Raw genomic sequence first — 21,452 nt, forward strand, 5'->3', positions numbered from 1 at the left:
TTTACACTTCTGGATCTGAAATGCGGGTCAGCATCCTCACGTGCGGTCCCGCCCGTTTGAAGACCGGCTCCCAAAACGCATAGGCGTTCTCGACGAAACTCGCGGTTACGGAGAACTTCGTGAGCGCCGCCCGATATGCGGCCTGGCGCCCGCAGCCCTGTCCCTCGACAAGGTGCCAGATGAACTGAGCGACCTGGCGCGTGTACGTGCTCGGACGACCTCGGTGGTTGGGTACGATCTCAAGTCGCTTGGTCCCGGTGTCACGCGTCTCCGGTTCGGTGATATTGGCAAGCCAAATGAAGATTGATGGATCAATGCTCGCGGGATAGCCGTCGCGCTTGAGCTGCTGATTGATGATAGAGAACGCGCTGGCGGCTTCCCTGAAGCACTCGCTCAGGATGAAGTTCGCCTGGTTCTCCAGCTTGCCGCTCCGAAGATCGTCGAGCAATCTGACCGCCTCGTCGGTGAGCCGCCGCATATATCGCGGTTGCGACTGTCCCGCGCTGTCGGCTGGTTCCTTCTGCATGATTAATTCGGCCGCATCCGCGCGAAACCCCGTTGCGGCTTCTTTGAGAACGGTCAAAAAATTGCTTTCAAGTCCGGAAGCGACGACGGTTTTCGACGCCGCTTCGCCTCCCACCCGCGTCTCTACGAGGCCGTTTGCATGGTCCAAGGCAGCATTCAGGCTGGCTTTGATGTTTTCAGAAGCTCTGTCTTGAGAGTCTTCGGCAACCTTCACCATCATCTCGGTGGTAGTGTCGGAATCTAGGAGTTCGTCCTTGCGCGGCGCCGCCGCATTCCGAGATTCAAGCACCGCAACGGGACTCGGAGCCGTCGCTTGCCTTGCAAGAATTGTTTGATCAGACGTATTCGGGCCTGAGTGCTCCGATCGCAGATTGGAAGCAGCAATCCCGCGGGGCAGCACAAACAGGCCATCGTCAACGGCTCGGCTCGCCGCCGCGGTAAGCTCCACGAGCGAGCGTCGCGCGCAGCGCGTCTGCCTAGTACGCGGCTTTTTCGTTTCTTGCGTGTGGTTCATGATCTGACGACCCCTCGACAAGCTTCTTCAAGATCCAGCGCCACAGCTCACGAACTTCCTCCGAGGCTCTTCCCTCTTGTGCAAACTCCGTCACGCCTAATCCTGCCCCAAGCGCGTCCTGATGGTCATTGCGCTGTCCGACATAGGGAAGCGCGAGCACCCCGAGCGAATTGAGCGACGTCGCGGCTTCACTCACGCGGCAGCCCCGCGGTGGCGTCTGAGCGAGGACGAAAGCAAATCGGCGGTTGAGCCTACGAATAGCAATCAGCGTCGGTATCGCAGCTTCGATGTCGGCGGGACTCGGACGCACCGGGATCAGGCAAAGATCGGCCCTCGCGATGGCGCGCATGGCCAGTGCATTGTTCGTGGCGGCGGTATCGATAACCGTAAGCCAGATCCCCTCGGCTTCAAGGCTGACGAGCGCCCGTTCTATTTCGGCCGAATCAGCGACCCGAACGACCCGGGGATCGGGATGGCGGCGCCGCTCTTTCCATTTTGAAATCGTGCCTTGTGGATCCGCCTCGACAATTGCGACGCGCTCCCCGTTCCCCAACGCTGCGACTGCAATTCCGACCGCCAGCGTGCTCTTGCCGCTTCCGCCTTTTTGGGTGACCAGAGCAAGGACATACATCTTCTACGCGTCCCGGACGACAACGACATGAAACGCACGAGTCGTCGACATCGAGCCTACCCTTCCCGATGGTGGGTCGCATCAAGAGCGAACGTGGAAATCGCAGCCAAATCGAGGCCCAGCCATTAACGATATACCGCGCAATACGTCGGCCAAGGGCCGCGAGAATCACCACGACGTGGCTTTGTAAAATAGCCCATTATTCGGCCGTGTCACGGATCTTCGCGAAAGGATTGCTGAGCACCGTCGTACAAGCATGAAAGCAGAGCCTGCTCGCCTCTCTGGAATGGACACGGCAAGAAGCGGCTGTCGCAGTTGCAGCAAGATGCTGCCTCCTACCAGATTGGAGAGGTGATCTGCCTGCCAGCTCGAACTATCGAGCTAACCACAACTTGGGGACAAGCTACGCAATATTTTTCCGTGCTCAGCAGGAGGACTCTCGGATGAAGTGCAACAAGCAATTGTCGCTCGCGAGCATCATTGCGTTCGGGACGATCGCTTTTGGGAGCGGAAGTTTAGCTGCTGATTTGCCTGCGGCACCTGTCGTCAAAGCGCCGGCTCCCGTTTATCCTCTCTTCAGCTGGACTGGAGGTTACATCGGCGGCAGTGTAGGCTCGGGTTGGGGTACCAGCCAGACCGACCTCGCTGTGGGCAATACATTCATTGGCGCCCCCGTCAACCAGACCGTAAACCAGCTCATCGGCGGCACTGCCGATTTGAATGTGCCATTGCCGCAGGTGCAGCTGAACGGCTTCCTCGGCGGCGTACAAGCCGGTTACAATTTCCAGTCCGGTGTGATGGTCTACGGCGTGGAAAGCGATTTTTTATGGAGTGGTATCAAGGGGCGCACTGGCTGCTTTGTGGTCTTGAACTGCACGAACGACACCAAATGGATTGCCGATATCACCGGACGGGTCGGCGTCACGGTGGGCGACCGCGGCCTAGTCTACATCAAGGGCGGCGCAGCTTGGGCCGATTCCAGCATCGGCATCAACCAGTCCTTTGCCGTTACATCGAACTTGGGGGCTGGCTTTGCTGCTAACGGTGCTGCCGATGGCCGAGCGACCAAGAACATATTTGGCGGCACATTGGGTGCGGGCATCGAGTATGCCTTCCTGCCCGGCTGGTCAGCCAAAGTTGAGTATGACTACTTCGATTTCGGCAGGCAAGACGTAAAGCTGCCGGTTTCGGTAGTCGAGAACACGGCGATTGGTGATGAACCTAGTAACACCGAGAATATCCGTTCAGAAACTTCAGACCTCGCTGCAGGCGAAAGCTAAGGCTGAACCAGATTATCGATTCTACTCTCTTTGGGACAAAATCTGCAGACTGGATGTGCTGGAGGAAGCCTACAGGCGCTGCCGAGCAAACCGGGGGTCGCCGGGGGCGGATGGCATCACATTTGCTCAGATCGAAACCGAGGGACGCGAACGATGGCTGGAAAATGTCAGACAGGAGCTGACGGCGGGTGACTACCGACCGCAGCCCCTTCTGAGGGTATGGATACCGAAGAGCAATGGCGGACGCCGACCGCTCAGCATTCCAACCGTAAAAGACCGAACGGTCATGACGGCGGCGATGCTGGTGATCGGCGCCATCTTCGAAGCGGACCTGCTGGAGAACCAGTATGGCTTCCGCCCGAAGGTGGACGCCAAGATGGCAGTGCGCCGCGTGTTCTGGCACATCAGAGATCATCGGCGATCAGAGATCGTCGATGCGGACCTGAGGGATTACTTCACCTCGATTCCGCATGCACCACTGATGAAATGCCTCACACGCAGGATCGCCGATGGTCGGCTTCTTTCGATGATCAAAGGCTGGCTGACAGTCGCGGTTATCGAGAAGGACGGCCGGCGGATCACAAGGACGGCGGAGGCTCGGACGAAGAAAAGAGGAACTCCACAAGGCTCACCTTTGAGCCCGTTGTTGGCGAATCTCTACTTTCGTCGGTTTCTGCTGGCTTGGCGCAAACACGGACACCAAGATCAACTCGATGCGCATATCGTGAATTACGCGGATGACTTCGTGATCTGCTGTCGCCCCGGTTCGTCCGAGACGGCAATGGCGCGGATGCAGACGCTAATGAACAGGCTCGGGTTGGAGGTGAACGATACCAAGACGCGACTCGCTCGGGTCCCAGAGGATAGCGTAACATTCCTCGGGTATACGATCGGACGCTTCTATGGAAAGGGAGGTCAAGCCTTTCTTGGCACAAGACCTTCCAAGAAAGCCGTTCGACGATTGCTCAGACAGGTCCACGACCGCACGACACGTCAGTGGTATCCGGACTCACCGGAGAACACAGTCGCTGTCATCAACCGCTTCCTACGCGGCTGGTGCGGCTACTTCGACCAAGGTCCAGTGGTGGAAACTTACAACCTCATTCGGCAATACGTCGACCGTCGTCTGCGTCATTGGTTGGTCCAGCGCACCGGGGCACGTGGCCGGGGCTTCAACCGTTACTCGCAGGAATACCTGCATGAAACGCTTGGCCTCTACCGCCTCCCAAGAGCGCGTGCCGACGTGCCGAGAGCGAAGGCTTGATGGGTTGAGAGAAAGCCGGATGCGGGAAATCCGCACGTCCGGTTTGACGAGCGGCGACTGGAAACGGAGCCATGGTCCGAAATGAGCCACCGGCACTCAGCGAAAGCTGCCGGCCAACGGCAACTCCTCGGAACCTGTAGCCACCGCGTCAGTCGTCGACTCTACCGAGCTCGATGCGACCATCGGTCAGAAATCGTTCGAAGATGGCACGGCGCGAGACGGCATAGCGGATCGCCTCAGCCAGTTTTGATTTGCCGAAGATCCGACGCAAGGTCTGCTGCCAGAGATCGAAGAGATCTGCGACGATCGCCGCGGAGGCTTGCTGGCGCGCGGCAACGCGAGTGTCGGGGCTTTGACCGCGCATCGTTTTCTCGACCTGCCAGAACTTCGCCATCCGCTCGACCGTCGCCGTTGCCACTTCTGAGCTCCCTGCAACATGCAGCTCGTAGAACTTGCGTCTGCAGTGTGACCAGCAGCCAGCCTGTGATGCAATCATTGCCGCGATCGGATCGCGCGAGCTTGTTATAGGCGGCGTAGCCATCCACCTGCAGGATTCCGCGATAACCATTGAGATGGCGGACCGCGCATTCACCGGAGCGGCTGTCTTCGAAGCGATAAGCCACCATCGGGGGACCGTTGCGGCCAAACGTTCGATCATCCCTGGCATAGGCCCATAAATAGGCCGTCTTTGTCGATCCGGAGCCCGGAGCGAGCGTCTGCAAAGTGGTTTCGTCGGCAAAGACCCGTTCGGCCTTCTTGACCTCGCTGAAGATGTAGTCGGCCATGATCTCGAGCTCGAAGCCGAGCTTGCCCATCCATTGCGCCATCAACTGGCGGTCGAGCTCGACCTTGTCGCGGGCGTAGATAGCCTCCTGCCGGTAGAGCGGCAGGCCATCGGCATATTTGGCGACGGCGATCTGGGCCAGAAGCGCTTCCGTCGCCTGAGACGCCCGCCTTCTCAAGTCCCCGGCGCATCATCTCGACATCCGCAGCGGCGTATCGGTGGGTCGTGGCGACCTGAGCATGGCCAAGCCAAGCCTGAATCGTCAGGAGGTCCACGCCTGACCGGAGAAGCTTCATGGCGAGGGAATGCCGGAAGATGTGCGGCGATATCGGCTTGCCCTCCAAGCTTGGCCTCGTGGACCCGGCCTGGGAGGCGGCACGCCGCACGATGTGTGTCGCGCCGAAACGCGTCAGGCGCTCGTTGTGGACCCCGACGAAGATTGGCCGCGGTTCATGATGGGCGAGGCCGCGTTCGCTCAATAGGTTGGTCAGCGATCGCACCAAATCCTGAGGAATGGGAACGACGCGATCTCGGCGTCCCTTGCCATGAAGCAGCACCTGCGGGCGTCCTCGCTCCAACTGAAGGTCGTTCGCGTTGACGCCGGTCGCTTCGGACACGCGAGCGCCGGTTCTCGCCAAGAAGAGCAGAAAGGCCCGGTCGCGCCGACCGCGGGACGTCGTCTGATCAGGGGCTGCGATGATAGCCTCCACCTCGGCGTTGGTGAGATGATGCGTCACCTCGATGTGGGCCCGTTTGGTGGGGATCCGACGAGCCGGTGAGGTAGTAGGCTGTGTCGCTATAGTTGGCGTGGCCGAGGTAGGTGGCGAGTAAGGGCAGCAGCGCTTGGACGTCCGCGCGCTCGTGGTGCCACAGCCTCAGCCTGGTCACCGCGAACCGGTGCCGGAGATCGTGCGGTCGCAGAGGCTTGCCATTGTCAAGGCCCGCGAGCTTGCGGGCCTTAGCGAAGTTGCTTTGCAAGCCGGTTGCCGACAGACGGCAGCCTCGCGAGCTGAGGAAGAACGCCTCGCCTTTGGGCCTGGGAAACACGGTGTCGCGCTCACGGGCGTATCGACGAAGTTTGGCTGCCTGGGTCGTTGGGTGAACAGGAATCAGGCGGTCTTTACGGAACTTGGTTTTACGGACGAGGATGCCCCCGTTGGTCAGATCGACGTCGCCGCGATCAAGCCTGACCACTTCGCCCGATCGTAACCCCGTGCTGGCCAACAATCCGATTAGCGTCGCCATCGTGCGGCCCCTGAGAGGGGTCCCTGGCGAAATGAAGCTGCATGCGTCGATAAGCGACGTCAGCTCAGCCTCACTTAGGGATGCGCGGCGGCGGAATCGCCCTGGACCACGGGAAAGCTCTGCGCTCCAAGACCTCGGTCTGGGGGTCGTAGACGACCAGGTACTCGTAGAATCGGCGGAGCACGCCGTGACGGACCGCGCGGCTGTCGGCGGCGCCACCGAACGACAGGACGAAGTCCAGCGCCATCGTCCGGGTGGCGGGCGCACCCAGCTGAGATCGCTCGACGTAGCGAACGAAAGCCCGCAGCGTGCCGGCTTCTGGAAGCGGCGACAACAGGTGAGAGGAGGCCTGACTACCTCAAGCAGATTGGTCGCGACGCTCTTTCCAGAGCTCCGATAGTGTGGCGTTAGGTTTACTGAGGCCTTCCGCCGCGGCCCTGTCTTCCTAGAATCCATAGGACCGTTCGGCCCAGCGGAGAAGCACACGCGCATCCCGATCGGGTAAGACCACGCGCTGACTACGCAGGCCCTTGGCGATCGCTTGGCCAACCTCTGGCGCAACTCGATTACCATGGGTCATCAAGAAGAACCAACCAAATGGGACGCCGACCTCACGGTCGATGGCTTCGACGCGATCCATCAGGATATGAACCGAGGCGTCGCCAGCGATCAGCCTCTCTTCCGGCAGATGCCGCGGGCGCGGCACGAATCCGATCTCGCGTGTGCCTTTATCGTCGTAGTCGTAAATGTCGAGCGCCCAGTGCACATAGACCCGCTCGGCCGAAGCGCTTGATTCTTCCCAATCCTGGAAGAAGCGCGTCTCCCGCGGCACGAACTCGAACCAGTCCGGCACCAGTTCAAGAAACGGCGTCTCGGTCGTGCCCTCGCGTGTCGTTTCACGTACCACACGGCGTTCCATCTCTGGCCGCTGCGCCTCGCGCTTCTCGCGCTCGAGGCGGGCACACCGCGTCAGGAAGCTCCGGACATGGACGACGCTGCTGCCTGGGCGCCCAAGCATCCGATAGAGCGGACCAGCGATTACCTTGTCGTCGGACATATCTTCGTGCGTGATCCATGACGGATCGAGTAATTCGCCCTTGCCCCAAGGGCGATATGTCGGATTGACGATCGGCCCGGCACGCCATTCAACTTCCAGACCGAGACGGATTTGCACATAGTCCGCCGCGCCCGGTCCAGTTGGCGCGAAGGCATACACACTGTTGCCGTGCCATTCCGAGATCTGAAGGTCGCTCTCGCGCAGTCGCGTCCAGAGCGCGCCAATGTCGCCATTGTCCTTGGCAAGCTCCGCTTCCATCCACGGCCGGTATTCTGCGATCCGTGTCCCGTCGGCGGCGACCACCGAGCGCGTGTCGCGCCAATACTGCTCGTCAATGCCCGATGTCGAAAACGGAAATCCCGGAAACGCCTCTGTGAGCGCGGCCGCCAGCGCCGCTTCGTCAGATCCGGTCGGAAGACGTGCGAGAACCGCCTCGATCGAGGCGGGATCGGGCAATCGCATTGGGATGTTCTCTGGAGCGTCAGCCATGCCATGATCCTATCATCGGCGGTTGTCGAATTCTGCTCGTTTGCTAGCGCGTCCTATTCACCGCGCGTTCGATCTTTTCCATCGACGCGAGGATTTGCTCGAACCGAGGAGCCTCGCCGAAGATCATTGGCGTCATGTTCGTATAGTCACGCGCGAGCGCGTCGATCATTGCCGCAGTCGGCGCAAGCGCAAACGATCCGGTCACGGCCGAGACGAGATCGTAATCAGGCCGGTTGAAGAACATGAGAGCATGACGGACGCAGTCGGCCCCCAATTCGGCATCTTTGACCGCCGACCGGCCGATGTCGGAGGCGAAGAGGCAATACAGGTCGTAGAAGTGCCGCGAAATGCGCTGGCCTTCCTGGCGCAGCTCACCGCGGCGCTCGAACCAGCGGCGCAGCCCGTGAGCGATCACGATTTTGTCCCAGAACGTGCGCTCGGCGTCGATCGTCGTGACGTTCGGCACCGTCAATTCGAGGCCTGCCACGTCGTCGGCAATGTAAGGACGGATATTCGCCAGGTGGTTCGGGTCAAGCGCCGACTTCGCTCCGGACTCGATCCGGACTGCCGGCCGCACATAGGCCTCGTCGCGCGGTTCAACCTCGGGATACCAGACGAGAAGCGTCTGCCCGTCGGCATCCGACGCGTCGATCTCGAGGCGTCCGCGTCCACTCGTCGCTTCGGCGAGATGTTCGGTCAGGAAGGCGTATAGCGGACCGCTAATATAGCTGCGGCAAGCGTCCCGGATCGCATCCAATCGAGCGCGGCGTTTCTTATTCGACAAGATCGATCTCGAGTTCTTCGACTGAAGCAGACTCGTCGAGATCGTTGCGAAACACCGTTATATCGATGTCTTCGGAAAATCTTTCGATCAGCCCGTATGCCTTCGACAGCGACGTCCCGCCCTTGAAGAGAAGGCGCGGACCTCCTGCGGGCCGTTCGTGATAGAGAGCATTGAGGGTCCAGCAGACCCAAAAATCCTTCTCGACGTTTCCGATCGGCGCACCGAGCCGGTTCGCCGTCGTCAGGAAAAGATCAAGCTTCTCGCCGGGTGCGGCGGAGATGACCTCCTTGTAGGCTGCGCTACTCACGCGTGATCCTCCGCCGCGTCGTCAGGTTCGAGCAAGGGCCTGAGAAAGTCCTGCATCCAGATCGGCATAGCTGAAAGACCTGCACGGAGATCGTCGCGAATCTCCTTTCCATGCTGCGGGTTTGCGAACAGCTTGCTGAGGACGTTCTCTACCGCTTGTCGATCGTCCTTCCCCGCCATCATATCCTGCATCCAATAGAGCGCCTGAACGACGCGCATGCCCGGACGTCCGGCCCAATAAAGACGGCTAGGTGCCGCCGACTTGAAATTGATGACCTGCTTTCCAAGTTTGATCGGCTTCAGGCGAGCGTCGACCAGGACCTCGATGCGCGCCGGCACGGCCGTGGTGAGGCCGAGATCATTCGCGGCAGTCATCCCGTCGACCACGACGCGGGCCTGGTCGCGGCGCGCCACAGCCCTGATGACCGCGCGATAGTCGGGGACCATCGGCTTGCCTGTGAGGTTGCTCTTTCGCGGCCGGTCGTAGAGCCCGCGGTCGATGCGGCGCAACTCGCCAGCCGCAACGAGACGCTGCAACGTCTTGTCGACGGCCGCGCGACTGCCGAGATCAGCGAAATCACCGGGTGTCCATACCTCTGTCGGCGTTGCGTCGATGCGGGCAATGAGCCGCGGGCGGAGGTCTGTGGTCGGTTGATCAAGCATGTCCGAAATATGATGCAAATTTCGGTCGTCGGCAAGATTTGTCCGTCCGAACTATGCAGCATTTTTCGGACGTTCCGTTCCCCAAAGAAGCTCATCCAAGGCGACGAAGAATCAGGCAGTATAGCTATAAGTGGTTGATATAAAAAGTTAATTTGCGGTATTTCTGGCTTAATCTGAACCGGTGCCGGGTGGCTGCCTGCGGCGGCCCCGGCAAGGCGGGTAGCTACCAGAGCGGGTGCGGACGCGGAAGGGCTCGCAGGGGATATTTCAGACATACTGCTGCGACCGGCGGATGCCGGTGACAATTCTTGTTAAATTCAGCTCGCCGAATCAGGCTATCCCGCTGCTCGGGACGTTGCCGACGCAAATTTCGATACCATCGTTAGTTGGCTGCGAATACTGAAAATCATTGCATGTGCAAACGCCCGCCGCGCCAAAGCAGATGCTCCATTTGAGCTCATAGTTGATGCCGAGCACATTGAAAAAACTGCGGCCGTTGACGGATCAGTTCGACCTTGGGGACCAATACCTCTCGGCCCCCGGTGGTGAGCCGCTCAAATCGGCGATCATTTCGGCCCACGACAAGCGCGACGACCAGCCAGTCGTGCTCAAATACTGGCAAAAGACCGGCTCAGCGGTCGACGATGATCTTCGTGAAATTTGGCAGCATGAAATGCGCCAGGCACAGCGTGTGCTCGCCTATCCAGGCGCCGACAAGGTCATCGTCGAACTGCTGCGGTACGGCGAGGCGTCGGATGCCTTCTTTCTGGCCATGCCGCGAGATCTCGCGCCACTCGATACCATGGTCAAGCATGCGCGCCCCGATCACTGGCTGAACAATCTTGATGTCCCGCGCTCGCGCATCGTTCTCTGGCGCAACGCCGAGCGTCTGGCGAAGGCGCTTGAAGCCGTCCACAACCAGGGACTGGTCTATGGCCGTCTCGACAGTTCTTCGGTCTTCACGGCGTCTGCCACAGCGCCCGACTTCCGGCTTGGCAGCTTTGAGTGGTGCGTCCGATTGTCGGAGGCGGACAAAGCGCCGCTCGTCGTCTTTGCGAAATCCGCAGGTGCACCGATTATCATGTCGTTCCTCGACGATTGGCGTGCGCTCGGCCTGTTGCTCGCCGGTCTCCTGAAGCTCGATGCCTCGAGCCTCAGCCGTGGGCTCTCAGCCGTGGAGAACGAATCTGATGCGGCAGGTGAGCGGCTGGCCGTCCTCGAGGCCGGTGAGCGAGACACGCTCAGATGGTTGATCGAGCCTGCGCGCCATCGGGCGGTCGACGCCGAGATTGTTTGCAGACGTATCGGGCGCGCACGAAGGGCGAGACGGAGAATGGCGTCGGCTACGTGAAGAAGAACGCGATCGCCGGTCATTCCTTCCCAAGTTGGGAAGCATTCGAGGCGCATCTCGACAGATGGGAGCGTGATGTTGCGAACGTTCGCATCCAGGGCGCGACCGGCGAGGCGCCCCGATCATCCGCTTTGCGCGTGATGAGATACATCGGTTGAAACCGCTCGGCGGACAGCCGTCGTTCGGACCCTTGCGTGAACTGACCCACGTCGTCGGCAATGATTGCGCCGTCGAGATCGACGCGAACAGCTACTCCGTGCCATGGCGCCTTATTGGCGAGCGCATGGCGGTGACGATCGTGGCCGGGGAAGTGCGGATCCGCCATGGATTGCACCAGGTTGCCGTCCACACTGCAATCGGATGGGCGCCGGCTGCGGGTCGTCGACTCCGCTCATCTCGATGGAGTTGTTAGTCGCAATGGCGCGGTCCGCCCGGCTGAGATCGCGGCGGAGCTGGCGGCGTCCCCACCGCCGTCGTTGTTACGCATGCGCGGCGGCGATCAGGGTGAGACTCTCATCCTGATTGTCGCGCTATATACGCACTCTTGCCGAATACGAAGCCGTGGTCGGAGGAAGCTTAGGCGAGTGTGCGCTGCAGGCGGCTTTCGCGAAGAAATTAATAGCGGGACTATAGCCAGTGGTTTGAAGCCCCGGCTTCATGACATGTTTTACGCATGAAAACTCGTGCGATTGTGGCCTGGAATGTGCGTCGAATCCGCGTAGAGCGAGGTATTTCGCAAGAGAAATTGGCTTACGAAGCGGGGGTTGACCGCTCGTATATGGGGGCTCTTGAGCGGCAATCGAAGAACCCGACAATTGATCTTCTCGAACGCATCGCCGAGACGCTGGACGTTCATTTGTCCGAGTTGTTTATTCGGCCGTCTAAAAGTGCGACGACTCCCAAGACCCTGCCTGGAGGTCGCAAGCCGGCGCGTCCACGTCGCAGGAAGAAGAAATAGTGTAAGCGGCAAGCTGAGGCTGTCGGGCGGCGTCGTTCCATGCGAAGTGACCTCAAGGGACATTCGGCCTTCGACAAAGTCATGCTAGCAATGGACCAAGCGTTTATAGAAGTTCGTGGCTTGTAAGTAGCGTACTGGCTAATCTTCGTTACGGATATATTCCTAATCTCGGCTTAGTCGCGCGACCGAAACCTTCGACGACGAGGACGCTAAAAAGAATGATTTGGCTGACGGATGAGCAACGGGAACGCATCCGCAATCACTTTCTGGAGGAGCGCGCTATCGATAGACGACCGGTCGCAAGCCTACTGCGACGCGCCGGATTCTGGAAGCGGTTCTGCGGAGATCGGCGACCAGGCCCAGGACAGCGATGTGCTTAGCGGCCGTCACGACGACGGGGTACGATAACGTGAATGCTTTGCAAAATGGCGGTTCAGCCCTTCCGCAGGATAATCGCTGAAAGCAACCGCATCATCGGCGTGAACATGAAGTAGGCAGTCGTCCGTTAAGAGCGACCAAGCGACTGATGTGGAATCGTAATCTGACAGACCGGCTTTTTTGCGATTGCAGGGTTTTGATGCTTCAGGGATCGGAACCTTCCAATTTCATTTTCAAGATTCCGTCGAATCGCCAGTCATGATTCCGTGGTCGCATCGGAGGGGGTGATGCGGCCGAAGAAGCAGAAGGCGACGGGATCGGGCGATCTGTTCCGGGCCAGGCTGGACCAGATCATCAATATGAAGCACGAGCTGGTTCAGCTCGCCGGCAGGGTCGACTGGGACTGGATCGATGGGGAGATCGCCCCGCTCTACAGCGAGAACGGCCGGCCAGGCATCGCGACCCGCTTCGTGATTGGGCTGCTGCTGCTCAAGCAGATTTACGGCCTGTCCGACGAAGGGGTGTGCGAGCGCTGGGTCCACGACCCGTATTTCCAGTACTTCACCGGCGAAGAGTTCTTCCAGCATTCATTTCCGCACGAGCGCTCGGACCTGAGCCACTGGCGCAAGCGGCTCGGCGACAAGCTGGAGCTGCTGTTGGCCGAGAGCCTGCGGGTGGCGCACGAAGCCGGCGCGTTACGCAGCCAGGACCTCAAGCGTGTCACGGTCGATACCACCGTGCAGCCGAAGGCGATCACCTTTCCGACCGATGCTAAGCTGCTGCACGCGGCCATCAAGGGGCTCAACCGCATGGCGAGGAAGCACGGGGTCAAGCTGCGGCAGTCCTATCTTCGCGTCGCCAAGACCGCGGCAATGATGGCGGGACGCTACGCCCATGCCAAGCAATTCAGGCGGCATCAGCGGCAGTTGCGCATCCTGCACAGCCGGCTGGGCCGGATCATCCGTACGCATACGACGAGATCCCCGTCGGAGGCGTACGATCATCCGCGATATCGGCCGCAAGATCGAAGGTCGAGCTGTGCTCGAGAACGCCTTCGTCCTCCCGCTCAGCCGCGCTTCGCAGATCCGCTCGCAACAGCAGCGTCAGCGTGGCTGGAAGCATTATTCTTTCCACGCCCCGGAGGTGGAGTGCATCGGCAAGGGCAAGGCAGCCGCGCCTTACAACTCCAGTGAAGAACAGCGCCATTGGCGCACAGTCGCGGCCATTGTCATGAAATCTCAAGGCCGCGTTCTCGATGTGGAAGCTCAGATCCGACGAAGAGCTGAGGGCGCTAAAGTCCGACTTGGCGGACGGCAAGGGAATGACGTTGTTCACTAGGCTCTCGCTTTCGAACGACATCGAGAAGGGAGTGCCGAACAGCCCGGCGAAGAGAACGAGTAGATTCTCAGACAAGTACGACGCCTTTGGGATATGCTTTAGCTTCGCGCCATTGGACGGAGGGCGGTCGATGTTCGCATCGACCGGCAGATTCGTAATCTCGATAGCCGCGGGGCGAGCTGACGGAGGAACCTGCTCCGAGAGAAACGGCAGGATATCGGTCAACGCAACGGCGATCTTCGACCGCACTGCGGAGATCTGCGCAAGATAAGATCCGTAGGCGGTGGCAGGATATTTGATGGGAGCTAGTTCCTTCTGCAAAAATGCTTTTGCTGCATCGGGAAGCACGAAGGAATGTATCTGGGTTTTGTTCATGTCCGGATTCTTCCTATGTATTTGCGATGTCGCTTTCTGGCCACCGCACTACGAGATCCGCTTCGACTGTCCGCCGATCGCCCTCTCGTGCCCAAAGACAACCATGGGCGCCGCAAGAACGTAAAACGATCATTTGTAAACTAGGGTGCGTACTCATAAACTCTGCCGCTGAGAGTAGGCGCACCTATGTCCGCTTGTCCCCCAACAACGGCGCGAAAGCGGACATTGTCGGACTTCCGAGATGGGTCGACGCTTGGCCGCGACCGGCGTCAATGTCAGGAATTTCGTCCACTGGTAAGGCGTATGATCCTGCCAGTCGGAATTGACGAGTTAACGGGATGCATCGCGACATCCGCCCGTCAGAGCGGGGCTCCGATCATTCGGGTAACGTTGGCGTCAGTAAATCGGGGGACATCGTCCATAATTGCGTCGGTGTCGGCGGATGCAAGCGCAGCGTGAAGCGAAGCCTCATCGCGAAACCGATAAAACCCGACGGAAACATCTACCGAATTGACGTCTCGAGGGAAGAAGGCGGCGGCGCTTTCGAGGCCATGCTTCTGCCAGCATGCGAGCGCCAACGGTAGATGCACGTCGACATAATAGTCGCGATCGAAGTATGTGCCGCCGCTGCAGGTCACGACCATTGTTGCATTTGCCATCAGACGACTTTCTACAGAACCTTCGCATTCAGCGCGCGTCCGCTGTTTATGATTGCGATCGATATGTATGTCGGCCGCCGGACGGCCCTTGCCCGGTTTACGCGAACCGTGTGAATCGTCCGGCATCGCGCTGCCCCGCCGATTCGGGCACATATCGAGGATGAGACGGCGGCTTGGACTCTGTTTCGAAAAGACGCGCGGAGGACCGAGCGCCCAGCCGGTGCCGTGCAACCTGCATGTCGACGGCGCGAGCCGGCGCCGTCCCGCTCATCTCAATCCTCGTCTTGCCACCTCCGCAAGGCCGTCTGGTCGTGGTAAGGCATGCGATCTGGCGTGGTGATGAATTCCATCGTGGTGCCCCATGGCATTCGGCAGTAACAGACCTTGTTTCCAAGACCTTTCTCGGTTGCGTAAGGAATCGCGCGCGGCGCGGTGAGGCGTGTGCCTCCGGCCTTTTCGAAGCGCGTGACCGAGGCGTCGATGTCGTCGGTGTAGACACCGAAATGCGTGATGCCGAAGTCGCTCGCTCGGATCGGCTGGGCTTGTTGGGGGCCGTGCATTTCGAACAGCTCGATGTCGGGTCCGGTGCCGATCTTGACCATCGCCTGTCCACGCACGACCGTTCCCGGGAACGCTCCGACGGCCCGCTCGAATTCGGGGCCTTGCCGCGGCGGATCCTGCGGCCCGAAGGACTGATAGATCACCTGGCCGCCGAAAGCTTGCACCAGGAACGATTTCGCGGCTTCTATGTCGGGCACCGTGATGCCGATATGGTTGACGCCGCGGATGATAGGTGTGGTCATGACGGGTTGTCCTTTCTGATTGAATTGATCGATCGTGATGAGTGCGGGGCTCTGTTGCCGCAGTGTCGCGATTTCTCCGGCCCACAACGACACGGGCGCCGAGTTTCAATGGGCTCCGATGAACTCGATCAGAGCGGCTGCGACTGCATCCGGCCGCTCGTCCGCGACATAGTGGCTACAGCGGGCGATCGAGCCGCCCGTTACGTTGCTGGCGAATTCCTCGACCATCGGCACCATATGCGGACCAAAGCGATGATCCCCGCCGAGAGCCAGCACCGGGATCTCGAGCGGTTGCTTCTTGTACTCAAGCGCCGCTGCGTGGTCGGCGGCGAGGGTGCGATACCATTCCATGCCGCCGCGGGTGCGGCCGGGGAGCGCCATTGCTTTGGCGTAGATCTCGACATCCGCCGGATCGAAGCTGCTGTGATCGTAGAACCGCTCGGCCATGAAGCTCGAAACATAGTCGTATTCACGGCCATGGATCAGGCGCTCGGGGAGATCCCGGCTCATGTGGAAACCAAAGTGCCAGAGCGTTGCGATCGTCGCCTCCCATCCGCTCCAGCCGGGAAGCGGAACGTCCAGAACGGCCAGGTGGGTTACGGCCTCTCGATAGACAGCAGCCAGCGGCAAGGCCACCATTCCGCCGATATCATGGCCGCACACTGCGTAGCGTTGATGGCCAAGGGCAGCCATCACTTCGTGCGCGTCGCGCGCCATTGTCGCCTTGTCGTAGCCGCCGAGCGGACAGTCGGAAAAGCCGGCGCCGCGCAGATCGATCGCGACCACGCTGAAATGCGCGGCCAGTTGCGGCATCACATGGTGCCATTCCCACCATGTTTCCGGCCAGCCATGCAGCAGAAGAATCGACGGGCCTGAGCCGCCCGTGACGGCGTTGATCTTGATGCCGTTCACCGGCACCAGCTGTTGGGCAAAACCCTTCAGAGTCGCGATCATGGTCGCTGTCCCGTCGATGTTGACGTTCGATCGGAGCTCGCGACCCGCGTTCCGGGCGGGTCGAAATCGGTAGCGATCGTGATGTCGTGCCAGGCGTCGATATCGCTGCGGAAGGCAGCCAGCTTTCGCTCGGCGGCAGCATGCGCGACCGGGCCGAGCGGCAGGTGAAGCGGGGCGTCGTCGTCGTCGACGGCGCGCAGGATCACTGCGATCGCCTTGTCGGGGTCGCCCGCCTGATTGCCGTTATTGGTTTCGCGATAGTGCCTGCGCGAGGTCCCGGCATATTCCGGCATCTCGTTGGCGGCGACTGTGATCGAACGGCCGAGGAAATCGGTGCGAAACGGCCCAGGCTCCACGATCAGCACTCGGATGCCGAACGGCTTCAACTCGCTGGCGAGCGCTTCGGAAATCCCTTCCACGGCGAACTTGGCGGCGTTGTAGTAACCGCCGCCTCCGCCGCCCGAGATGCCGGCGACGGACGACATATTGACGATCGCTCCGCCCGAGCGCCGCATGACGGGCAGGGCGGCTCTGGTGGCTTCGATCAAACCGAAGAGGTTTACCTCGAACATCGGCCGGTATTCGTCAGACGTCCCCTCCTCAATCGCGCCATGCAGTCCGTATCCGGCATTGTTGACGAGCACGTCGAACCCGCCGAAGGTCTCGACCGCTTTTGCGACCGCGGCCTTGGCTGCCGCCGCATCGGTCACGTCCAGTGGCACGGTGATCATGCGGCCGTCGAAAGGCTCGGCCATATCCTCGATCGTCTTGACACTGCGGGCCGTCGCGACGACCTGATCGCCGCGCTCCGCCGCCGCGAGCGCGAGCCGCTGGCCGAAGCCGCTTGAGCAGCCTGTGATGAGCCAAGTCTTCATGCTTTCTTCTCCGAGTTGTTATCAGACGATGCAAATCGTTCGCCGCTATTGCGACCCGTGATATCGGCCAAGGCCGACCGACTCTCTGCGATCAGAGGCCATGCTCAAGAACTCACCGCTCGGCCGCCCTGGATGACGACGACGCGGCTGCCGATCTTGACCCGGCTATAGAGATCGATGATGTCTTGGTTGATGAGTCGAATGCATCCGCTCGAAACGGCGCGACCGATCGTCTCCGGCTCGGTCGTCCCATGAATGCGGAACATCGTGTCCCGTTCGCCCTGAAAGAGGTACAGCGCGCGTGGTCCAAGGGGATTGCCAAGCCCGCCGGCCATTCCGCTGGCGAGATGGCCATAGCGCGCAGGCTCCCGATTCATCATGTTCTTGGTCGGAGTCCAATGCGGCCATTCCGCCTTTCGCCTAATGGTCGCGGTGCCTGCGAAAGCGAGACCATCCTTGCCAACGCCAATGCCGTAGCGCATGGCCTTTCCGTCGCCCTCGACAAGATAGAGCTGATGAGCAGCCGTATCGATGACAATCGTCCCGACAGGCTCATTCGTCGTATAGTCCACGCGCTGGCGCAACATCGCCGGATCGACGCCGGATATGTCGACGGCTGGTAAGGTGTAAACTCCGTCGACGAGTTGCGCGTACTCACTCGGCGTGCTGATGATATCGGCCTCGACGAGGCCGCTGCGACTGGCACAACCCGAGAGAACGATCGCCATTGCACCGAATACCGAGAACCGCATAGAGCGCCTGGCATCTGAGTTCCTCATATCGAACCGTAACCTTCGCCGCAGTCCAATCGGTGACTCTGTTGCTGATATCCGAACATTGAAGCTCCCAGGAAAGCCAAGCGTGCCATCGGCACAACTGCAATAGGAACCAATTGGTTCCTAATTTTGCTTTTAAAAAAGCATCTCCATCAGGAGATCGGCATCTTTCAGCATCTCGTCGCGGCGTGATCCAACTTTACCAAGCACCCGCATGCCTTGTGCATGTGAGACGATAAAGTGCGCGATGACTTCAGGATCGGACCTATTGGCGATTTCGCCGGCGGCCTGTCCTTTCGCGATCGTTGCAGCGAACAGGGCTTGAAGCCTGGAGAAAAGACGCTTGATCACCTCTGCGATGTCGGGATCTCCCGGCAACATCTCGGCAGCCGTCAACACACCGAAACAACCGCGCACCCCTTTTTTCCCAGACGACAAATCCGCATACCGCACCAACGCGTTGCGGATTGCCGCCTTCGGCGAGGGGGCTGATCGCAGAACCTCCTGGACGTTTCGTACGCCATCGTCGGTGTAGAACTCGAGGGCGCGCAGGAAGACAGATTTCTTGTCACCGAAAGCCTTGTAGAAGCTGCCCTTCGAAAGCTGCATTCCGGCAAGCAGATCAGGCAACGATGCGTCGTGAAACCCACGATCCCAAAAGATTTGCATCGCTCGCCTCACCGCCTCGTCGAGATCGAATTCACGGGGGCGTCCCACAGGAAGTTTGGTATTGATGGTCATCATACGGGCAATATAAACCAAACGGTTCCTAATTGCAATAGTCGATTTATATGCAGGCCTGCGTTGCTCAGGCTGTGAGGACCGTCCAAAATTTTCGTTCGGCCTCAGTAACGGCTCCCGGCATCGCCTCGTAGTTGGTTACATCCTGTCCGACGCCGCCTCGCAAAGGAGGCGAAACGACAATCATGATGCTTCCCCTCTGCTACGCCGTGGCGTGAAAACATAATGACCAGGCGGACGGGTAACTGCCATCCAGGAAGAGACCACATGACGCTCAGCACTACACGTCCTTCTCCGAAAGCCAATGCCTGGCTCAAGCGCTACTATTTCATTCGCTCTGCCGTCGCGGCTCTATGGGCGGTTGCGGCCTTGACGATCGCCAGAGACCGTTCCCATCTCGCGGCCATCCTGCTGGTTGCCTATCCCTTGTGGGATGCCCTCGCCAACTATCTCGACGCGCAACGCAGCAGTGGGCTTGCTTCGAGCAAGAGCCAGATGGTCAATGTCATCATTAGCATTATTACTGCAATAGCGGTCACCATCGCGCTGACGCGGAGCATGAATGCCGTGCTTTTGATCTTCGGGGCATGGGCGGTCGTCGCGGGGCTTCTTCAGCTTGCGACCGGCGTGGGCCGCTGGGGATCGGCCGGCGCACAATGGGCGATGATCCTCAGCGGCGCACAGTCGGCGCTGGCGGGGTGCTTCTTCGTCTACCGGGCGGGGGTTGTTACCAATGTCGGGATTAGTGACGTTGCCGGCTACGCCGCGTTCGGTGCCTTCTACTTTATGGTTTCGGCCGTTTGGCTATGGAGCACCGGCTTGCGTCGCTCTTCTGTGCAAACCACTGCGTAGCACACGTTTGACGGACCTTCATCATGAAGGACCGGCAGCTGTCTTCGATACCGCCGGTTAGCCGATTGATGGTCCCCGCATCAGCCGTCAGGACGGCCCAGCCATCGCGCTGGCGCCGTCCTATCGAGAAAGATCACCACGTTGGCTACTTCGCGGGGCTCGGCGCAACGCCTCAGATCTGCTAATGGGATGGTCCGGCCGTGCTCCTGCCCCGCCAGCGATAAGCTGGCCAGGGGCGCCAAGACAAGGAGCACGCCATGTCCCAGACACCCAGTACTGCGATCGCCGTGATCGGCATCGATATCGGCAAAAACTCGTTCCACGTCGTGGGCCACGATACGCGCGGCGCCATCGTGCTGCGGCAAAAGTGGTCGCGTGGCCAGGTGGAGGCGCGGCTCGCCAATATGCAGCCTTGCCTGATCGGCATGGAAGCCTGCGTCGGCGCACATCATTTGAGCCGCAAACTCGCATCGCTAGGTCACGATGCCAGGTTGATGCCGGCCAAATATGTCCGCCCTTATAGCAAAGGACCGAAGAACGACTTCAATGATGCCGAAGCGATTGCCGAAGCCGTGCAACGCCCGACGATGAAGTTCGTGGCGACCAAGACCGCGGAGCAACTGGATCTGCAGGCGCTGCATCGGGTGCGCGAGCGGCTGGTGTCGCAACGCACCGGCATCATCAACCAGATTCGCGCCTTCATGCTGGAACGCGGGATCGCGGTGCGCCAGGGTATCGGCTTCCTGCGCACAGAACTGCCCACCATCCTTGCCACGCGCACCGATGCCCTGTCGCCACGCATGTTGCGTGTCATCGAGGAGTTGGCAGGCGACTGGCGCCGGCTGGATCAGCGCATCGATAGCCTCTCCGGCGAGATCGAAGCACTGGCCCGTCAAGATCAGGCATGTTCGCGCCTGATGACGGTGCCTGGCATCGGGCCGATCATTTCGAGCGCCATGGTAGCCGCGATCGGCACTGGAGACGTCTTCTCCAAAGGCCGTGACTTCGGCGCCTGGCTCGGACTGGTGCCCAAGCAGATCTCGACGGGAGACCGCACGATCCTCGGCAAAATCTCAAGGCGCGGCAATCGCTACCTGCGCGTTCTGTTCGTGCAGGCGGCATGGGTGGTGCTGGTCAGGATCAAGAACTGGGAACGTTACGGACTCAGATCCTGGATCGAAGCCGCCAAGAAGCGATTGCACCACAACGTGCTAGCGATCGCACTCGCCAACAAGCTTGCCCGCATCGCCTGGGCGGTGCTGGCTAAAGGACGCGCCTTCGAGCTGACAAGGACCAACGATGCAGACGTCCAATCCGCTTGATCGTCGCGCCGTGCTCGGGGCGGTCAAGGCGCGGCCTGGCAACGCCGGAGCCAGCCGCAAGCAAAGCGCAACGGCCGGCCTTGACCGCCCGTGCGCGCGACGCGACGCACGTCCTGCGGGCCGGGACGAAGGAACGGCCCCCGGCTCGAACACAGGAACTGCGAGGTAGGAGGAGCAAGCGATGACGTAACCCCATCAACAGGTTCCAGCCAAGGTCTGCGAGAGGATGAGACGAGATGGAGGTTCGGTCTTCCCGGCGCATGCGAACACTGGTGACCCAAATGGCCCAATCGAGGCCTGTCCGCTAATGAGAACGCACGCGCGCTGATATCCATGATGGCCCGGAGAGAATGCTCCAATCAAAGGCCGGATACATTGATGCAAGACCACTCACCACCTGATCGACGAACCTCTTGCTACGCACGGCCGGACCATACATTGGGTCAGGAACGACAAAACTCAAGGTGAGCATAATCGGTCGGCTTTCGAGTGCATAGCGACCAGTTGAGCCCGACAGCCGAGCCATGA

At 60.2% G+C, this 21,452-nt stretch carries 21 protein-coding genes and 3 pseudogenes; 9 read left to right on the top strand and 15 right to left on the bottom strand.

Annotation, left to right across the window (positions count from 1 at the left end):
- Position 1: 1 nt before the first annotated feature.
- Both CIT37_RS05220 and CIT37_RS05225 read right to left on the bottom strand, forming a co-directional pair.
- Positions 2-1,039: a hypothetical protein gene (locus CIT37_RS05220; RefSeq protein WP_011090917.1), complete on the bottom strand. Its 1,038-nt coding sequence runs from the start codon at positions 1,037-1,039 to the stop codon at positions 2-4.
- Positions 1,002-1,670: a nucleotide-binding protein gene (locus CIT37_RS05225; protein ID WP_011090916.1), complete on the bottom strand. Its 669-nt coding sequence runs from the start codon at positions 1,668-1,670 to the stop codon at positions 1,002-1,004. The genes CIT37_RS05220 and CIT37_RS05225 overlap by 38 nt, the downstream gene beginning before the upstream one ends.
- A 443-nt stretch (positions 1,671-2,113) precedes the next feature.
- On the opposite strand from CIT37_RS05225, the gene CIT37_RS05230 reads away from it, so the two are divergent.
- Together CIT37_RS05230 and ltrA are read left to right on the top strand one after the other, a co-directional pair.
- Entirely contained in the window at positions 2,114-2,950 is an 837-nt protein-coding gene (locus CIT37_RS05230) for an outer membrane protein (protein ID WP_011090915.1), read from the top strand.
- Positions 2,886-4,214: a group II intron reverse transcriptase/maturase gene (gene ltrA, locus CIT37_RS05235; protein ID WP_014498615.1), complete on the top strand. Its 1,329-nt coding sequence runs from the start codon at positions 2,886-2,888 to the stop codon at positions 4,212-4,214. Before CIT37_RS05230 ends, ltrA begins: the two co-directional genes overlap by 65 nt.
- Positions 4,215-4,380: 166 nt before the next feature.
- On the opposite strand, the pseudogene tnpC reads toward ltrA, so the two are convergent.
- From tnpC to CIT37_RS05265, 7 genes and pseudogenes are all read right to left on the bottom strand, one after another.
- A pseudogene (gene tnpC, locus CIT37_RS05240) lies at positions 4,381-5,152 on the bottom strand (IS66 family transposase); the annotation flags it as partial.
- Between the two features lie 103 nt (positions 5,153-5,255).
- Positions 5,256-5,735, bottom strand: a pseudogene (locus CIT37_RS05245) (tyrosine-type recombinase/integrase); the annotation flags it as partial.
- Positions 5,683-6,735 (bottom strand): tyrosine-type recombinase/integrase, encoded by a 1,053-nt coding sequence (locus CIT37_RS05250; RefSeq protein ID WP_309248222.1) that lies wholly within the window; start codon positions 6,733-6,735, stop codon positions 5,683-5,685. The gene CIT37_RS05250 and the pseudogene CIT37_RS05245, both read right to left, overlap by 53 nt.
- Entirely contained in the window at positions 6,689-7,789 is a 1,101-nt protein-coding gene (locus CIT37_RS05255) for a hypothetical protein (protein WP_018647441.1), read from the bottom strand. The genes CIT37_RS05250 and CIT37_RS05255 overlap by 47 nt, the downstream gene beginning before the upstream one ends.
- Before the next feature lie 43 nt (positions 7,790-7,832).
- Positions 7,833-8,573: a nucleotidyl transferase AbiEii/AbiGii toxin family protein gene (locus tag CIT37_RS05260; RefSeq protein ID WP_014498610.1), complete on the bottom strand. Its 741-nt coding sequence runs from the start codon at positions 8,571-8,573 to the stop codon at positions 7,833-7,835.
- The gene (locus CIT37_RS40305; protein WP_014498609.1) at positions 8,563-8,880 is read right to left on the bottom strand and encodes a nucleotidyl transferase AbiEii/AbiGii toxin family protein; all 318 of its coding nucleotides are present in this window, start codon (positions 8,878-8,880) and stop codon (positions 8,563-8,565) included. The genes CIT37_RS05260 and CIT37_RS40305 overlap by 11 nt, the downstream gene beginning before the upstream one ends.
- Positions 8,877-9,542, bottom strand: coding sequence for a DUF6088 family protein (locus CIT37_RS05265; RefSeq protein WP_014498608.1), 666 nt, complete (start codon positions 9,540-9,542; stop codon positions 8,877-8,879). The genes CIT37_RS40305 and CIT37_RS05265 overlap by 4 nt, the downstream gene beginning before the upstream one ends.
- Before the next feature lie 466 nt (positions 9,543-10,008).
- Between CIT37_RS05265 and CIT37_RS05270 the strand changes: the two genes are divergently transcribed.
- The 5 genes and pseudogenes from CIT37_RS05270 to CIT37_RS05290 all read left to right on the top strand — a co-directional run bounded on the left by CIT37_RS05270 (position 10,009) and on the right by CIT37_RS05290 (position 13,838).
- Complete coding sequence (locus tag CIT37_RS05270) at positions 10,009-10,893, top strand: serine/threonine-protein kinase (protein WP_014498607.1); 885 nt, start codon at positions 10,009-10,011, stop codon at positions 10,891-10,893.
- A gap of 190 nt (positions 10,894-11,083) precedes the next feature.
- Positions 11,084-11,305, top strand: coding sequence for a Mu transposase domain-containing protein (locus tag CIT37_RS40175; RefSeq protein ID WP_375791502.1), 222 nt, complete (start codon positions 11,084-11,086; stop codon positions 11,303-11,305).
- Positions 11,306-11,566: 261 nt separating this feature from the next.
- Entirely contained in the window at positions 11,567-11,851 is a 285-nt protein-coding gene (locus CIT37_RS05280; protein ID WP_014498605.1) for a helix-turn-helix domain-containing protein, read from the top strand.
- 665 nt (positions 11,852-12,516) lie between these two features.
- A pseudogene (locus CIT37_RS05285) lies at positions 12,517-13,411 on the top strand (IS5 family transposase); the annotation flags it as partial.
- Positions 13,412-13,484: 73 nt separating this feature from the next.
- Positions 13,485-13,838: a hypothetical protein gene (locus tag CIT37_RS05290; protein ID WP_014498603.1), complete on the top strand. Its 354-nt coding sequence runs from the start codon at positions 13,485-13,487 to the stop codon at positions 13,836-13,838.
- Positions 13,839-14,301: 463 nt separating this feature from the next.
- On the opposite strand, the gene CIT37_RS05295 is transcribed toward CIT37_RS05290, so the two are convergent.
- The 6 genes from CIT37_RS05295 to CIT37_RS05320 form a co-directional block, all read right to left on the bottom strand.
- Positions 14,302-14,727 carry a hypothetical protein gene (locus CIT37_RS05295; RefSeq protein WP_223153792.1) on the bottom strand — a complete coding sequence of 142 codons (426 nt, stop codon included), beginning with the start codon at positions 14,725-14,727 and terminating at the stop codon, positions 14,302-14,304.
- A gap of 146 nt (positions 14,728-14,873) precedes the next feature.
- Positions 14,874-15,404, bottom strand: a complete 531-nt coding sequence (locus CIT37_RS05300; RefSeq protein WP_026192141.1) for a VOC family protein — start codon at positions 15,402-15,404, stop codon at positions 14,874-14,876.
- 105 nt (positions 15,405-15,509) lie between these two features.
- Positions 15,510-16,358 carry an alpha/beta fold hydrolase gene (locus CIT37_RS05305; RefSeq protein ID WP_011090907.1) on the bottom strand — a complete coding sequence of 283 codons (849 nt, stop codon included), beginning with the start codon at positions 16,356-16,358 and terminating at the stop codon, positions 15,510-15,512.
- Entirely contained in the window at positions 16,355-17,233 is an 879-nt protein-coding gene (locus tag CIT37_RS05310) for an oxidoreductase (protein ID WP_011090906.1), read from the bottom strand. The genes CIT37_RS05305 and CIT37_RS05310 overlap by 4 nt, the downstream gene beginning before the upstream one ends.
- 104 nt (positions 17,234-17,337) lie before the next feature.
- On the bottom strand, positions 17,338-17,985 hold the full coding sequence (locus CIT37_RS05315; RefSeq protein ID WP_014498601.1) for a L,D-transpeptidase: 648 nt from the start codon (positions 17,983-17,985) through the stop codon (positions 17,338-17,340).
- Between the two features lie 159 nt (positions 17,986-18,144).
- Positions 18,145-18,771: a TetR/AcrR family transcriptional regulator gene (locus CIT37_RS05320; protein WP_223153791.1), complete on the bottom strand. Its 627-nt coding sequence runs from the start codon at positions 18,769-18,771 to the stop codon at positions 18,145-18,147.
- Positions 18,772-19,017: 246 nt separating this feature from the next.
- On the opposite strand from CIT37_RS05320, the gene CIT37_RS05325 reads away from it, so the two are divergent.
- Complete coding sequence (locus CIT37_RS05325) at positions 19,018-19,602, top strand: DUF308 domain-containing protein (protein ID WP_009734588.1); 585 nt, start codon at positions 19,018-19,020, stop codon at positions 19,600-19,602.
- 257 nt (positions 19,603-19,859) lie between these two features.
- Complete coding sequence (locus tag CIT37_RS05330; RefSeq protein WP_011088795.1) at positions 19,860-20,924, top strand: IS110 family RNA-guided transposase; 1,065 nt, start codon at positions 19,860-19,862, stop codon at positions 20,922-20,924.
- Positions 20,925-21,452: the final 528 nt, after the last annotated feature.

It is taken from the genome of Bradyrhizobium ottawaense (genome assembly GCF_002278135.3).
Taxonomy (GTDB): domain Bacteria; phylum Pseudomonadota; class Alphaproteobacteria; order Rhizobiales; family Xanthobacteraceae; genus Bradyrhizobium; species Bradyrhizobium ottawaense.

Bases quoted from the DNA above. Each gene is read 5' to 3' on its own strand.
- CIT37_RS05220 (WP_011090917.1), bottom strand. From the start codon at position 1,039: ATGAACCACACGCAAGAAACGAAAAAGCCGCGTACTAGGCAGACGCGC.
- CIT37_RS05225 (WP_011090916.1), bottom strand. From the start codon at position 1,670: ATGTATGTCCTTGCTCTGGTCACCCAAAAAGGCGGAAGCGGCAAGAGC.
- CIT37_RS05230 (WP_011090915.1), top strand. From the start codon at position 2,114: ATGAAGTGCAACAAGCAATTGTCGCTCGCGAGCATCATTGCGTTCGGG.
- ltrA (WP_014498615.1), top strand. From the start codon at position 2,886: ATGAACCTAGTAACACCGAGAATATCCGTTCAGAAACTTCAGACCTCG.
- CIT37_RS05250 (WP_309248222.1), bottom strand. From the start codon at position 6,735: ATGCGCGTGTGCTTCTCCGCTGGGCCGAACGGTCCTATGGATTCTAGG.
- CIT37_RS05255 (WP_018647441.1), bottom strand. From the start codon at position 7,789: ATGGCTGACGCTCCAGAGAACATCCCAATGCGATTGCCCGATCCCGCC.
- CIT37_RS05265 (WP_014498608.1), bottom strand. From the start codon at position 9,542: ATGCTTGATCAACCGACCACAGACCTCCGCCCGCGGCTCATTGCCCGC.
- CIT37_RS05270 (WP_014498607.1), top strand. From the start codon at position 10,009: ATGCCGAGCACATTGAAAAAACTGCGGCCGTTGACGGATCAGTTCGAC.
- CIT37_RS05280 (WP_014498605.1), top strand. From the start codon at position 11,567: ATGAAAACTCGTGCGATTGTGGCCTGGAATGTGCGTCGAATCCGCGTA.
- CIT37_RS05290 (WP_014498603.1), top strand. From the start codon at position 13,485: ATGTGGAAGCTCAGATCCGACGAAGAGCTGAGGGCGCTAAAGTCCGAC.
- CIT37_RS05295 (WP_223153792.1), bottom strand. From the start codon at position 14,727: ATGCCGGACGATTCACACGGTTCGCGTAAACCGGGCAAGGGCCGTCCG.
- CIT37_RS05300 (WP_026192141.1), bottom strand. From the start codon at position 15,404: ATGACCACACCTATCATCCGCGGCGTCAACCATATCGGCATCACGGTG.
- CIT37_RS05305 (WP_011090907.1), bottom strand. From the start codon at position 16,358: ATGATCGCGACTCTGAAGGGTTTTGCCCAACAGCTGGTGCCGGTGAAC.
- CIT37_RS05310 (WP_011090906.1), bottom strand. From the start codon at position 17,233: ATGAAGACTTGGCTCATCACAGGCTGCTCAAGCGGCTTCGGCCAGCGG.
- CIT37_RS05315 (WP_014498601.1), bottom strand. From the start codon at position 17,985: ATGCGGTTCTCGGTATTCGGTGCAATGGCGATCGTTCTCTCGGGTTGT.
- CIT37_RS05325 (WP_009734588.1), top strand. From the start codon at position 19,018: ATGACGCTCAGCACTACACGTCCTTCTCCGAAAGCCAATGCCTGGCTC.
- CIT37_RS05330 (WP_011088795.1), top strand. From the start codon at position 19,860: ATGTCCCAGACACCCAGTACTGCGATCGCCGTGATCGGCATCGATATC.